The organism is Streptomyces sp. CS113, assembly GCF_002188365.1.
Taxonomy (GTDB): domain Bacteria; phylum Actinomycetota; class Actinomycetes; order Streptomycetales; family Streptomycetaceae; genus Streptomyces; species Streptomyces tendae.
Genome location: NZ_KZ195574.1, coordinates 1,010,220 through 1,022,784, shown reverse-complemented (window position 1 = coordinate 1,022,784; position 12,565 = coordinate 1,010,220). Strand labels below are relative to the sequence as shown.

At 72.0% G+C, this 12,565-nt stretch carries 12 protein-coding genes and 2 pseudogenes; 10 read left to right on the top strand and 4 right to left on the bottom strand.

Features of this window, described 5'->3' with window-relative positions:
• The first annotated feature begins 5 nt into the window (after window positions 1-5).
• The 4 genes and pseudogenes from B9W62_RS04415 to B9W62_RS04400 form a co-directional block, all read left to right on the top strand.
• Window positions 6-737 carry a CBS domain-containing protein gene (locus B9W62_RS04415; protein ID WP_087805381.1) on the top strand — a complete coding sequence of 244 codons (732 nt, stop codon included), beginning with the start codon at window positions 6-8 and terminating at the stop codon, window positions 735-737.
• A gap of 16 nt (window positions 738-753) precedes the next feature.
• On the top strand, window positions 754-1,260 hold the full coding sequence (locus tag B9W62_RS04410; RefSeq protein WP_087805378.1) for a flavodoxin domain-containing protein: 507 nt from the start codon (window positions 754-756) through the stop codon (window positions 1,258-1,260).
• Window positions 1,261-1,523: 263 nt separating this feature from the next.
• A complete protein-coding gene (locus B9W62_RS04405; protein WP_087805376.1) occupies window positions 1,524-1,964 on the top strand; it encodes a pyridoxamine 5'-phosphate oxidase family protein in 441 nt (146 codons plus the stop codon).
• 218 nt (window positions 1,965-2,182) lie between these two features.
• Window positions 2,183-2,491, top strand: a pseudogene (locus tag B9W62_RS04400) (DUF4383 domain-containing protein); the annotation flags it as partial.
• Window positions 2,492-2,530: 39 nt separating this feature from the next.
• Here the strand turns inward: B9W62_RS04400 and B9W62_RS04395 are convergent.
• The 3 genes from B9W62_RS04395 to B9W62_RS04385 all read right to left on the bottom strand — a co-directional run bounded on the left by B9W62_RS04395 (window position 2,531) and on the right by B9W62_RS04385 (window position 5,423).
• Window positions 2,531-3,064, bottom strand: coding sequence for an ester cyclase (locus B9W62_RS04395; RefSeq protein WP_256976180.1), 534 nt, complete (start codon window positions 3,062-3,064; stop codon window positions 2,531-2,533).
• Window positions 3,065-3,228: 164 nt separating this feature from the next.
• A complete protein-coding gene (locus B9W62_RS04390) occupies window positions 3,229-4,695 on the bottom strand; it encodes a sensor histidine kinase (RefSeq protein ID WP_087805372.1) in 1,467 nt (488 codons plus the stop codon).
• A complete protein-coding gene (locus tag B9W62_RS04385) occupies window positions 4,692-5,423 on the bottom strand; it encodes a response regulator transcription factor (RefSeq protein WP_087805370.1) in 732 nt (243 codons plus the stop codon). The genes B9W62_RS04390 and B9W62_RS04385 overlap by 4 nt, the downstream gene beginning before the upstream one ends.
• A gap of 145 nt (window positions 5,424-5,568) precedes the next feature.
• Between B9W62_RS04385 and B9W62_RS04380 the strand changes: the two genes are divergently transcribed.
• From B9W62_RS04380 to B9W62_RS04355, 6 genes are all read left to right on the top strand, one after another.
• Entirely contained in the window at window positions 5,569-6,939 is a 1,371-nt protein-coding gene (locus B9W62_RS04380; protein WP_087805368.1) for a ferredoxin reductase family protein, read from the top strand.
• An 8-nt stretch (window positions 6,940-6,947) separates the two neighbouring features.
• Window positions 6,948-7,391, top strand: a complete 444-nt coding sequence (locus B9W62_RS04375; protein WP_087811732.1) for an FMN-binding protein — start codon at window positions 6,948-6,950, stop codon at window positions 7,389-7,391.
• A complete protein-coding gene (locus B9W62_RS04370; protein ID WP_256976179.1) occupies window positions 7,384-8,121 on the top strand; it encodes an FAD:protein FMN transferase in 738 nt (245 codons plus the stop codon). The genes B9W62_RS04375 and B9W62_RS04370 overlap by 8 nt, the downstream gene beginning before the upstream one ends.
• Window positions 8,122-8,287: 166 nt before the next feature.
• Entirely contained in the window at window positions 8,288-9,190 is a 903-nt protein-coding gene (locus B9W62_RS04365; protein ID WP_179235339.1) for a universal stress protein, read from the top strand.
• 27 nt (window positions 9,191-9,217) lie between these two features.
• Window positions 9,218-10,069 (top strand): universal stress protein, encoded by an 852-nt coding sequence (locus tag B9W62_RS04360; protein WP_087805364.1) that lies wholly within the window; start codon window positions 9,218-9,220, stop codon window positions 10,067-10,069.
• Between the two features lie 189 nt (window positions 10,070-10,258).
• On the top strand, window positions 10,259-11,329 hold the full coding sequence (locus B9W62_RS04355) for a zinc-dependent alcohol dehydrogenase family protein (RefSeq protein WP_087805362.1): 1,071 nt from the start codon (window positions 10,259-10,261) through the stop codon (window positions 11,327-11,329).
• A gap of 433 nt (window positions 11,330-11,762) precedes the next feature.
• Here the strand turns inward: B9W62_RS04355 and B9W62_RS41175 are convergent.
• Window positions 11,763-12,024, bottom strand: a pseudogene (locus B9W62_RS41175) (universal stress protein).
• Between the last annotated feature and the right edge of the window lie 541 nt (window positions 12,025-12,565).

Sequence of the window (12,565 nt, the reverse complement as noted above, 5' to 3'; positions counted from 1 at the left end):
CAGACATGAGGAACCAGAAGGTCGGCTCCGTGATGACCACCGAGGTGATCCGCGCCGAGTACGGCACTCCCTTCAAGGCCGTCGCCGGGCTGCTCTCGGAACACCGCGTCAGCGGACTGCCCGTGGTGGACGACGGCCAGCACGTCATCGGCGTCGTCTCCGAGACGGACCTGATGCTGCATCAGGCCGCGACGCCGCTCGCCTACGAGCCGCCCCCGCGGTTCCGCCTCGCACGGCTGACACCCCGCGCCCGTAAGCAGGCGGCCAAAGCCCGGGCCCGCACGGCCGGCCGCCTGATGACCGCGCCCGCCGTCAGCGTGCACGCCGAGGACACCGTCGTGGAGGCCGCCCGCACCATGGTCGAGCACCGGGTGAACCGGCTCCCGGTACTCGACGAGGACGACCGCCTGGTCGGCATCGTCACCCGGCACGACCTGCTGCAGACCTTCCTGCGACCCGACGCGGAGATCCGCGAGGAAGTGATCCGCGAGGTGCTGCAACGCGGACTGTGGCTGGTCAACGGCAGCGTCGACGTCACCGTCACGGAAGGAGTCGTCACGCTGGAAGGCCAGCTGGAGCGGAAGAACGAGAGCGAGATAGCGGTGGCCATGACCCGTAGGACCGACGGAGTCGTCGACGTCGTCGACAGGCTGACCCACCGCTTCGACGACTCCGAGATCCGGGACGACACGCGCGTGCCGGGTGGCGTCGCGGACGACTGGCTGCGGCGCCTGTGAGAGGAGACGGACCACCATGGAGCAGAAGGTTCTGGTCGCCCACGGGACGGCCAACGGATCGACGCAGGAGATCGCCGAGACCGTGGCGGAGGTGCTGCGGACGACGGGGATCACGGCCGAGGTGCTGCCCGCCCGGTCGGTGACGGAGCTGGACCGCTATGAGGCTGTGGTGGTCGGCGGTGCCCTGTACGCCGGGCGCTGGCACAAGGACGCCAGGCGCTTCGTACGGCGGCACCGCGGAGCTCTGGCGCACCGGCCGGTGTGGTTCTTCAGCTCCGGACCGCTCGACTCGACGGCCTCGCAGCGGGACATTCCGCCCGTGCCGGGCGTCAAGAGGGCCATGGCCAGGCTCGACGCTCGCGGGCATGTCACCTTCGGCGGTTGCCTCACCGAAGGCGCGCAGGGTCGCATCGCCCGCATGATCCTCCGCAACGGCAAGGGCGGTGACTTCCGCGACTTCGCCGCGATCGAAGACTGGGCGATGGGTGTGGCGAAGGAGCTCGGTGCCATGACACATCGGTGAACGGCCCTGGGGGTACGGCTCCGTCGTGCCCCAGCGCCCGGTCTCCCGGCGCCGACTGGCGCGGGACCGTGCGCAGCGTTCGTGAGTACTACGGCCCACACGGGTCCAGTCGGCGCGTTCCGCGGGCGAAGCCGCCGCGAGACCCCCATCGGGACGAAGGCGTCCTGCGACAGATCAGGGACTGTCGGCCCTCGCCACCGCCGCTCACCTCGTTAAGGGTGGGAGTCCGCGCACCGGACGACACACGGAAAGACGACCGACTGATGTATCGCAACGACGGATTCCGCGAGCTGAACCGGCAGGAAAGCCTGCAGCGGCTGGCCGACGCGTCCGTGGGGCGGATCGTGCACACCCGCGATGCCCTGCCCGCCGTCCTGCCGGTCAACTTCCTCCTGGAGGAGAGCGGTGCCGTGCTGTTGCGCACGTCGGCCTCCTCGGAGCTGGTCCGTGCCATCGACGGCGTCGTAGTCGCTTTCGAGGCCGACGAAGTCGACGCCGCGACGCACTCCGGCTGGAGCGTCGTCGTCACCGGCCTCGCCTCGGTGGTCACCGATCCCGAGGAACACGAGCAACTGATCCGCACCGGTCCCCGTTCCTGGGTGCCCTGGCCCGTGGAGGTCTTCGTGCGCGTCGAGCCGGAACTGGTCACCGGACGGGAGCTGGTCGGCGGACGCACCCTGTACGGACTGGAACTGCCGTCCTGAGCCCGCGTTCTCAACACAGTGCGCGTGGCCGGCTACGCAGACGGCCACGCCCTGTGTGTCAGCCCTGTGTGGGAAACGGCCGGACACAGGGCGGTCAGTGGGCCGGGGGGGCGCGTAGGCGGATGACGGGTGCTCAGGCAGCCGAGGTCCGCGGCGCCGTACGGTCGGCCTCCGTCGAGCGACACCCTGCCCTCGGGAACGCGGACCTCAATCCTGACCACGTCTTCGTACTGGACCGTCGCGCCAATGTCCTCGACTTCGGGATGACCAACGTGATCTTCAGCTTCGTCATGGGACTGGTCATCGCCACGTTCGGCATGTATGGCCGGGTGTCCAGCAAGCTGTCGCACGACAACCCCTACTGGCAGCGTCGTCATCCCGAGCAGGCGGCTCGGGAACGAGAGGCGGCCGCCGCCCTGCCGGACGCGGAACGGGGCGGGCACGCTCTGCCCGCAGGACAGGGCCCCGAGGGCGCGAGGGCACCACGATCACCCGCCCGGCGTCCTCCCAGGGAAGGGATGCGCTGACGGCCGGTCCGCGTGCGGGGCCGAGGCGCCCGGCGGGGGCTACGGAGCGTGGCTGCGTTGACGCGCGTGATGCTCCCGCCAGCGGTCGGTCAGCTGCGTCTTCACGTTGAACGCCCTGGTCGCGGCACGGTCGGCCGCTGAACCGCGGGAGGGCAGGAGGCCGATCTGGCGGCCCAGTTCGGCGCCGTCGAAGACGGTTCGGGAACGCCGGATGCGTCCGGTGTCCACTTCGACGAAGTCGACACCCTGCAGGGCGATGTGCCGTTTCGTGGGGGCGAGACCCTGGTACGGCGCTCCGTCGAAGGTACCGGTCATGCGCCATTCCACCGCTGCGTACCGGTCGTCTCCGACGGCGTGTTCCATGGTCATCACCAGGTCGGGCATGGCCAGGCGGATCTCCTCGAAGTAGCGCCGCACAGCCTGTCGGCCCCGGCGCAGACCCACGGGCACGACGTCGTAGACGACATCCTCGTGGAGGAGATCGGTGAAGTGGTCCAGATGCCCGGTGGCCACGGACCGGAACGCCGCTCGGGCCACGTCGGCGGGGTCGACGCTGTGCGCTGTTACATTCACGGCCGCCTCCTGAAGTCGGTGGAGGGCACGCGCCCAAAGCCCGGCGGAGTGCCTGACGGAATCACTGCCGGTTTCCTTTCCAGACTGGATCCTCAGCACGTCCGGTGCACCCCGGCGGCCACGGTCCGTGGCCCTTGCGACGCTGCGCTCCCGTGCCGGCCGGGCTACCCGGGCGGTCGTCGCGGCAGGCGCACGGTGAACGTGGTGGTGCCCGGGGCGCCGGTGACGGTCGCGGTGCCGCCGTGTGCGGCGGCCACCGCAGCGACAATGGACAGCCCGAGGCCCGTGCCGCCCCCGTCGGTGCCGCGGGGGCCGTCTCCGTGGACGAATCGGTCGAAGAGGTGGTCGCGCAGGGCGGGCGGGACACCCGGGCCGTCGTCGGTCACCGTGAGGCAGGCCGTGCCGTCGTCGTCCCGTCGTACACCCACGGTCACCGCGGTACCGGGAGGTGTGTGCAACCGGGCGTTGGCCGTGAGGTTCGCGAGAAGCTGGTGAAGGCGGTGCCGGTCGCCCGACACGATGACCGGCTCCTGCGGCAGTTCCAGGGACCACCGGTGATCCGGACCGGTGGCGCGCGCGTCGTCGACCACGTCCAGCACGAGCCGCGTCAGGTCGACGGGTTCGTCTTCCAGGGGGCGGCCGGCGTCCAGCCGGGCGAGCAGGAGAAGGTCGTCGACCATGGCGCCCATCCGGGCGGACTCCGCGGCGATCCGCTCCAGCGCGCGGCTCACCTCGGGTGGCAGGGGACCGGGGTGGAGCAGGGCCAGCTCGGCGTGACCGCGCACCGAGGCCACGGGGGTGCGCAGTTCGTGACTGGCGTCGGCGGAGAAGCTGCGCAGACGTTCCTCACTGCGCTGGCGCTGGGTCAGGGCATGCTCCACGTGGCCCAGCATCCGGTTGAACGCGGTGGTGACCTGGTCGACCTCCTCGCTGCGTGGCCGGGTGTCGGGGGCGCGCGCGGGCAGCGCGACCGTCCCGCTCGCGAGGGGAAGCTCACTGACCCGGGTCGCGGTGTCGGCGATGCGGCTGAGGGAGCGCAGGGACCAGCGCACCCAGAGCGCACCCGCGACGCCGGCACCGACGAGCGCCAGCCCGAAGACGCCGCCCGCGACGAGTTCGAGCCGGTGGACCGCCGCTTCGACCGGCTCCAGCGGCAGGCCGGTGATCAGCGTGTCGCCGTCCCGCCCCTGCCATGCCCTCATCCGGTAGTCGCCGAGGCCGGTCAGCTCGACGCTGTGGCCCTGTCCGTCCGTGGGCACAGCCGCGAGGGCCCGGGCGTCGTCGGCGTCGACCTCGAGGGTGACAACGTCAGCCGGTGCGTCGCCCTGTCGGACCACGGCGGCGTTGGTCACCCGGCCGTCCGCGATCCGGACCCCCAGTGTCTCGGCGGCCTGGCGGCGGGTGTCACCGCGTTCGTCTCCGTCGTGGTCGTCGTGGTCCGTGTCCGGGTGCTCCAGACTCGCCGCGAAAGCGCTGCCCGTGTCGGCCAGCTGCTGGTCGAGGCGGTCGGTGAGGAATCCGTTCAGTTCCAGTACGGCCGCCCCGCCCACCGCGGCGCACGCGACGGCGAGCAGCACGAGCAGCCCGGCGGTCAGGCGGGCGCGCAGCGTATGAAGGCGCGGCCACCTCACCGGGGCGCCGGCTTCAGGACGTATCCGGCGCCCCGCACCGTGTGGATCATCGGAGCGCGGCCCGAGTCGATCTTCTTGCGAAGGTACGAGATGTACAGCTCGACGACGTGGGCACCGCCTCCGAAGTCGTAGGACCAGACCAGATCGAGAAGCTGCGTCTTGCTCAACACCTGACGAGCGTGCCGCATGAGGCAGCGCAGCAGCTGGAACTCGGTCGGCGACAGGTCGATCAGGTCGCCGCCCCGGGTGACTTCGTGCGCGTCCTCGTCCAGTTCCAGGTCCCCGACCACGAGCAGGGAGTCGGTCGCCCGCTCGCGTGTCATCCCGGCGCGGCGCAGCAGGCCGCGCAGTCGCGCGACGAGCTCCCCGAGGCTGAACGGCTTGGTCACGTAGTCGTCGCCGCCCGCCGTGATCCCGGTGATGCGGTCCTCGACGGCATCCCGCGCCGTGAGGAACAGCACGCACACGTGCGGCTGCTCGGCGCGCAGGTCGCGCAGGACCGACAGCCCGTCGCGGTCCGGCAGCATGATGTCCAGGACGACGGCGTCGGGCCGGAAGGCGCGGGCTTCGCGGACGGCGGCGTCCGCCGAGGCCGCCGTGCGGACGTCCCAGCCCTCGTAGCGCAGGGCCCCGGTGACGACCTCGGCGAGATCGGGTTCGTCGTCGACGACGAGGACGCGCACGGGGGTGCCGTCGGCACGGGTCAGGACTGCGCTGGGTGTGTTCATGGCCGTCCCAGCATCCCCCGTAACCCTCTGGATTTCCTCTGAAGGCCTTCTGCGCCCCCTCGTACCGTCATGGTCGGGGTGCGGCTCAGAGCCGGCTCAGAGGTCGCGGCGCCACAGTGGACAGCCCCTGCCCGAGGAGACGTCCATGACCACCGCGACCGACCGACCGCCCCCGGCGCGGCACCGCGCCTCCGCCACGCCGTGGCGGGCATCACCGGCCGCGGCGCTCCAGGCGGCCGCATGGGCCGGAGGCATCGCCGTACTCGCGCTGTGGTGGAGGGACACGGGCTCGGTCGTCGGCGCGGCCGGCTGGCTCACCGGTGCCGGGCGCATCACGGGGCTCCTGTGCGGTTACATGTGCGCCCTGCTGGTCGCCCTGACGGCGAGGGTGCCGTGGCTGGAGAGCCGGGTGGGCAGTGACCGTGCCGCGCGCTGGCACGCCTCGGCGGGTCGCTGGACCATCGGCCTGCTCCTGGCGCACCTCCTGCTGATCGTCCTCGGCTATGCGGCACAGGCACAGGTGGGGGTGTTGAGAGAACTCGGCACGATCGTGTTCGATCTGCCGGAGATGCTCAAAGCCACGGCAGGCGCCCTGATACTGCTCGCCGTCGGCTACACCTCGGTGCGCGCGGTACGCCGCCGGATGCGCTACGAGACCTGGTACCACCTGCACTTGTTCACGTACGCGGCGGTCTTCCTCGGCTTCTCGCACCAGCTGGCCTCGGGCGCCGACTTCGTGAGCAACCCGCCCGCTCGCGCCGCCTGGTACACGCTGTACATCTCCGTGGCCTGCCTGGTCCTGTACTTCCGTGTCCTCGTCCCGGTGCGGCTCAATCTCCGGCACCGGATCCATGTCGAGGCCGTCGTGCCCGAGGCGCCCGGTGTGTACTCCGTCTGGATGCGGGGTCGCCGGCTCGACCGGCTGGACGCCCGGCCCGGGCAGTTCCTGCGCTGGCGCTTCCTGACCCCCGGCTTGCGGGGTGCCAGCCATCCCTACTCGCTCTCGGCTGTGCCGCGCGACAACCTGATGCGCATCACCGTCAAGACGCTCGGCGATCACAGTGCGGCCGTCGCCGCCCTCCGCCCCGGCACCCGGGTGTGGGCGGAAGGGCCGTACGGAGCCCTCACCGCGGCACGACGCAGCCGCCGCAAGGTATTGCTGATCGCGGGTGGCACCGGGATCACCCCGCTGCGCACGTTGTTCGAGACGCTGCCCGCCGCGCCCGGCGACCTGACGCTGCTCTACCGGGCGCGAACCCCGGAAGAACTGGCGCTGAGCGGGGAACTGGAAGCCGTCGCCGCCGCACGCGGCGCCCGTCTCGTGTACGTCCTCAACAACCCGGACGGCTCGCGCGTCCGGATCACCGCGGAACGGCTCAGGGCGATCGTGCCGGACGTCGACCGGCACGACGTGTACCTGTGCGGGCCGAGGGGGCTGTCCCTGGCCGTGTACGACGCCCTGCGGGACGCCGGGGTGCCCGCGTCCCGCATCCACCACGAGTCCTTCGAACTGTGAGCTCCGCCATGCGCGCCCACCCCGTCCGCCGCACCGCGCTGACCTGCGCCGCCACCGTCACCGTGACGGTCCTCGCGCTGTCCCTCAAGCCTCACCATCCGCCGGTCGGCGCCCTGCCGCCCGCCACGACGCCCACGCCCAGCAGCGGTACCGGCACGGGGGGAACGTCCTCCGGAACCCGTACGGTCACAGGTCCCACGGTCCAGACCCGCTACGGACCCGTTCAAGTGCAGCTCACGCTCGACGGTTCGCGGATCGTCGCCGCGCGCGCCGTGCAGTCTCCCGGCGGCGACCCGCGCAGCCGGCAGATCAACGCCTCGGCGGTCCCCGTTCTCATCAGGGAGACGCTGAACGCCCAGGGCGCCCACCTCGACGCCGTCTCGGGCGCGACCTACACGAGCGAGGGCTACATGAGCTCTCTGCAGAGTGCGCTGGACCAGGCTCGTGCGTGAGCCGGAACTGCACCGCGTGGTGCACACGATGGGCACGGTGTTCTCCTGCACGGTGCGCGCCGAACCCACGCCCAGCCTCCGCCGAGCCCTCGACGCGGCCGAAGGCCTGCTGCACCACGTCGACGAGGTCTTCTCGCCCTTCCGGCCGGACAGCGCCGTCAGTCGCGTCAGGCACGGGCGGACCGTGCCCGAGGAGTGGCAGATCGAACTGCGTGAAATCGTCACCCTGTGTGCCGACGCCCACCGGCGCACCGGCGGCCGGTTCGCGGCGTGGCGCTCGGGAGCCTTCGACCCGAGCGGTCTCGTCAAGGGATGGGCGGTGGAGCGTGCGGCGCTCCTGCTCCGCGAGGCGGGAGCGGAACACGTCTGCCTCAATGGGGGAGGCGATGTGCAGTTGTACGGCGGGCCCTGGCGCGTAGGCATCGCGCATCCCCTCCGGCCCGGCTCCTGTGCAGCGGTGCTCGAGTCGCCCGGAGGCCCGCTGGGAATCGCCACCTCAGGGCCCGGCGAGCGGGGATGCCACATCGTGGACCCGAACACCGGTGCCCCGCCCACGGACGGCCTCGCCTCGCTGACCGTGACCGGTCCTTCGCTCACGGAGGCCGACGTGCTCGCGACGGCGGCGTACTGCATGGGCGCCGAAGCCCGCGAGTGGCTGGGCGCCCTGCCCGGCGTCGCCGCGTTCGCGGTGATGCCGGACGGACAGACCTGGACGACCGGCAAGGGATGAGCGGGAAGGCGGTCCGCCGGGCGTCGGGACCGATGCCGACCTGCTTTCGCCGCACGGGTCGGCCGAAGGGACCCTCGGTCGTGTCCGGGGACGAGTGGCCCCTGCCCCGGCGCCCCCGTTGCGCGACACGCTGGAGTCGGAAGGGCCGACACGGGAGGTGTGCGACATGACCCGCACGATCACGGTGGGAATCGACGGCTCGCCCGAGAGCCACGCCGCCGCCGAATGGGCGGCCCGCGAGGCCGAGCTGCGCGACCTGCCGGTACGTCTGCTCCACGTGTGGGAGCCGGCTCCCACGGTCCTGGCCCAGGATTCCATCCTCGGCGCGAAAACCCACCAGTACTGGGCCGAGCGTGTCCCGCAGAAGGTGGGCGAAGGGCTCCGGCTGCGCCACCCCGGTGTCATGGTGACCAGCGATCAGCGGTCCGGCCCACCGGCGGACACGCTGGTCAGGGATGCCGACGAGGCGGAACTGCTGGTCCTCGGCTCGTGCGCACCCAGCGGACTCGGCGGCTTCCTGGCCGGTTCCGTCGGACAGTCCGTGATCGCCCACAGCGAGACTCCCGTGATCCTCGTACGTGCCGGTGAGCAGGCGGCCGGCGACCACGTCGTGGATTGTGTCGGTGCGCCGTCCGCGGCCACCGTCCTTCGGCCGGTCGTCGTCGGACTCGACATCGGCAGTCCCGACGACGGCGTGCTCTCCTTCGCCTTCGACGAGGCACAGCGCCGCGGCACGGCCGTGCACGTGGTCAGCGGCTGGCAGCCACCGCCGTACTACCCTTCACTGGCCGCCGATGGCGTACCGGACCAAGGGGTGGCCTGCAGGAGGGCCGCCGACCTCACCCGGCTGCTCCTGCCCTGGCGGCAGACGTACCCGGATGTCGAGGTCGTCGAGGAATCCCGCCCCGGCAGCCCCGCCCACCTTCTGGTCGACGCGTCGCACGAGGCGTCCCTGGTGGTCGTCGGGCGGCGCATCCGGCCCAGCCCGCTCGGCGTGCACATCGGTGCGGTCGCCCACGCGGTGCTGCACCACGTCGGTGCCCCCGTCGCCGTCGTGGCCCATCCCTGACGCATCCCGGTCGAGAGGAGGGGCGTCATGTATCTGCCTCTAGTGGTCGGGGTCGACGGCTCCGAGCCCAGCCTGCGAGCCGTCGACTGGGCGGCCGACGAGGCCGCCCTGCACGCAGTTCCCCTCCTGGTGGTCTTCGGGACCCTGTGGGAGCGGTACGAGGGCGCCGCCCTCGCCCGCGAGCTGGACGGGGCCTCCGCCGACGCAAGGGCCGACGACATTGTCGAGGCCGCCGCCCGGCGTGCCCGGCGACGGCATCCCCACCTCGTCGTCACCACCGAGACGGTGCCCGACGAGGCCGAGCACGCCCTGGTCTGCGCGGGGCGCAACGCGTCCATGATCATCGTGGGCAGCCGAGGCCGCAGCGGCATCGCCGACAGACTGCTGGGCTCCGTCAGCCGGACTGTGGCCGCCGGGAGCGACTGCCCGGTCGTCGTGCTGCGCGGCAACCACGACAACCGCGCCCTCGGAGGAGGGAACGGCCCCGTCGTCGTCGGTGTCGGCGAGCCGTCGGCGTCCGTCCTGCGGCTCGCCTTCACGGAAGCACGTCTGCGTGACGTGCCCCTGGCCGCCGTTCGGGCCTGGCGCTGTCCCGCCCACGAGGCGATCGATCACCCCCTGCTGGCGGGAGAACCCGTCCGGCCGTACGAGCAGCGGGCAGCCAGGGAACTGGAAGCAGCTCTGGAAGACGCACCGCCCGACGTCGCCGTGCGCCGGCACACCGTCGAGGGCCCGGCACGCGCGGTGCTGCCCGCCGCTTCGGCGGAAGCCGACCTGCTGGTGATCGGCCGTCGCACCCAGGGGCGGCTCGGTCGGGTCGCCCACGCCGTCCTGCACCGCTCGGCCTGCCCGGTCGTCGTCGTGCCGGAGCGGACGTGAGCACGCCGAGCGGGCCCAGGGCCGACAGGCGGCGGGCGGGGGCCGACCGGCCCAAGCGGCGTCCGTGCTGCCGGGGCAGTCTGGAGTTGTGGGGCAATCCCCGTCGTACCGACGGTCGTGGGCCCGCCCGGCGCGGACCGGTCACCGTGACCCCGGATGCTCCCGAGCGCTAGGAGAGTGAGCATCACGATGAAAGGCTACGTATTCCACGGTCCGGGCCAGTCCGCGTGGGAGGACACACCCGATCCGGAACTCAAGGAGCCCACCGACGCCATCGTGCGGGTCGACGCCGTCACCATCTGCGGGACGGACCTGCACATCCTGAAGGGGGACGTCCCCGAGGTGCGGCCCGGAACCGTCCTCGGCCACGAGGCGGTCGGCGAGATCGTCGAGGTCGGCACGGACGTACGCACCGTACGGCCGGGTGACCGCGTCCTGGTGTCCTGCATCACCGCCTGCGGACGGTGCCGATACTGCCGTGAGGGCGTCTACGGCCAGTGCCTCGGCGGGGGCGGCTGGATCCTCGGCCATCTGATCAACGGCACTCAGGCGGAGTACGTGCGAGTCCCGTACGCGGACCTCTCCGTGCACCCGCTGCCGGGCGCGGTCACCTACGAGGACGCCGTGCTGCTTGCCGACATCTTCCCGACGGCCTACGAGGTGGGCGTGCTCAACGGGCGCGTCCGTCCCGGCGACACGGTCGTCGTGGTGGGCGCCGGCCCCGTAGGACTCGCCGCGGTCGCCACGGCACGGCTGTTCGCACCCGAGCGGATCGTCGTCGTGGACCTGGCCACCGCCCGGCTGGAGGCCGCCCGCAAGCTCGGGGCCGAGGCCGTGGCGGACGCCCGCGAGGACCCGGAGCAGCTGGTCGCCGACCTCACCGGGGGCCTCGGCGCCGATGTCGTCATCGAGGCCGTGGGCGTTCCGGAGACGTTCGAGATGTGCACCCGGATGGTGCGCCCGGGCGGGCACGTCGCCAACGTCGGCGTGCACGGCAGGCCGGCGATCCTGCACCTGGAAGCCCTGTGGACCAAGAACGTCACCGTCACCACCGGCCTGGTCGACACCCGCTCCACGCCGACGCTGCTGCGCATGACGGCAGCCGGACGGCTCCCCACCGGCCAGCTGGTGACCCACACCTTCCCGCTGGAGCGCATGGAGGAGGCGTACGAGGTCTTCTCCGCGGCCGCCGACACGGGGGCGCTGAAGGTGGTCCTCGGTGGCCCCCAGCGCGAAGTCGTCGCCGCGGACGCGGTCTGACACGGCCCGGCCCGTCCGGCGGCGGGCGTCGCGTTCGCCGGGCGCGCCGCCGGACGCGTCGGAGCCGGTCACCAGCGGGGCACTCCGCAGGAAGACCGGCGTGCGCGGTCTCGATCTTCGTCCGGACCGGAGAAGGAAGGCGTACCCACCACACGCATACGCGAGAGACGTACGAGGCTCGATCTCCAGGGCCATCACAGGCTTACCCACCGTGAGGTGGTATGTGGTCCCCACGCCTGGGGGCCGCTGGGTGCGCCGGCCGTTCGGCATCGGCCAGCCGAAGGCGTGCACCAGTCGCAGTGCGGTGCCGCGTGATTCCGCCCTCACGGGCCGCCTCCCCACCGCTGCGAAGCTCGACGGGAAGCCGCCCGCCCCCACCACCACGGCAGCCGTCATGACCGGGCACCTTCCCTCTTGGTGAGCTTCAGGAGGATCACTGGTGTCGCCGGTGGGGGACGAGGAGCACCGGGCAGTTGGCGTGGTGCAGGACGCCCTGACTGACGGAGCCCAGGAGCATGCCGCGGAAGCCGCCGTGGCCCCGGGTGCCCACGACCAGACCGAGGGCGTGCTCAGCGGCCCTGCTCAGTTCCTGGACCGGGCGTCCTTCGACCACCTCATGGGGCGGGGGTGTGCCAGACGTACAAGGCGCGCAGGTTCGCGCCGCGCAGTTCCGCCTCGTCGAACGCGAAGTCCATGGCGGCAGCCGAGTCGGCGCTGCCATCCACGCCGACGGCGAAGTACGGCGGTTGTTGAGTCGTGTGCTCGTCCTCGCGCAGGACGACGACCGGGCATGCCGACCGCCCGCTCAGCGGCAGCGAGACAGGGGCGGAGGAGAACAGTTCACGTGCGGCTCCCGACTGCCGTAAACCGACTACCACAAGGGTGGCGTCGTGCGGCTGCTCCGCCGGAACCCATGCGGGGCCCCCTCGGCCAGCAGCGCGGAGCCTCGGCGCGAGCCCGGAGGAGCGCTTCCTCCGCGTCCGCCCCAGCCTGAAGTGATCTCGGGCCGAATTGGGCAGGGAGGCATCCAGGGGCAGACGCGCGGGCCGGGGCCGGCGCAGTGGACGGCCCGAAGCGTCAGGTCGCGGACTTCCGCCTCACGTGCCGTCCATACGACTGCTTCGAGACCTGGCGCCGAACCGTCCGCGCCCATGCCCATGAGACCGATCATCATTCCTCCTTCCGCCTCGCGGGCTCCTCACCACCCGAGCACCTTCGACGCCGCATCCGCGGAAC

Coding starts and splice junctions, on each gene's coding strand:
- B9W62_RS04415 (WP_087805381.1), top strand. CDS start 6: ATGAGGAACCAGAAGGTCGGCTCCGTGATGACCACCGAGGTGATCCGC.
- B9W62_RS04410 (WP_087805378.1), top strand. CDS start 754: ATGGAGCAGAAGGTTCTGGTCGCCCACGGGACGGCCAACGGATCGACG.
- B9W62_RS04405 (WP_087805376.1), top strand. CDS start 1,524: ATGTATCGCAACGACGGATTCCGCGAGCTGAACCGGCAGGAAAGCCTG.
- B9W62_RS04385 (WP_087805370.1), bottom strand. CDS start 5,423: ATGAACACACCCAGCGCAGTCCTGACCCGTGCCGACGGCACCCCCGTG.
- B9W62_RS04380 (WP_087805368.1), top strand. CDS start 5,569: ATGACCACCGCGACCGACCGACCGCCCCCGGCGCGGCACCGCGCCTCC.
- B9W62_RS04375 (WP_087811732.1), top strand. CDS start 6,948: ATGCGCGCCCACCCCGTCCGCCGCACCGCGCTGACCTGCGCCGCCACC.
- B9W62_RS04365 (WP_179235339.1), top strand. CDS start 8,288: ATGACCCGCACGATCACGGTGGGAATCGACGGCTCGCCCGAGAGCCAC.
- B9W62_RS04360 (WP_087805364.1), top strand. CDS start 9,218: ATGTATCTGCCTCTAGTGGTCGGGGTCGACGGCTCCGAGCCCAGCCTG.
- B9W62_RS04355 (WP_087805362.1), top strand. CDS start 10,259: ATGAAAGGCTACGTATTCCACGGTCCGGGCCAGTCCGCGTGGGAGGAC.